Raw genomic sequence first — 275 nt, 5'->3', positions numbered from 1 at the left:
GTCGGCGTTATCAACACCGATGGCACCATGACGCAGGAGGATATCTCCGACTACGTGGCGGCGAATATGAAAGATGCCATCAGCCGTACGTCGGGCGTGGGTGATGTTCAGTTGTTCGGTTCACAGTACGCGATGCGTATCTGGATGGATCCGCACAAGCTGAACAACTACAACCTGACGCCGGTTGATGTTATCAGCGCGCTGAATACGCAGAACACCCAGGTTGCTGCCGGTCAGTTGGGCGGTACGCCTCCGGTTCCGGGACAGCAGCTTAA

General features: G+C 56.4%; 1 protein-coding gene. It reads left to right on the top strand.

All coding sequences use genetic code 11. The features are described 5' to 3' along the window. The coding region (locus tag SB756_RS29875; RefSeq protein ID WP_410913198.1) for an efflux RND transporter permease subunit at positions 1-275 on the top strand (275 nt) is incomplete at both ends.

Origin of the sequence: Pseudomonas sp. SIMBA_068 (assembly GCF_046534705.1) — a bacterium.
GTDB lineage: Bacteria > Pseudomonadota > Gammaproteobacteria > Pseudomonadales > Pseudomonadaceae > Aquipseudomonas > Aquipseudomonas putida.
Note: the sequence above shows the minus strand (reverse complement) of the source record. Positions and strands in the feature narration are given on the sequence as shown.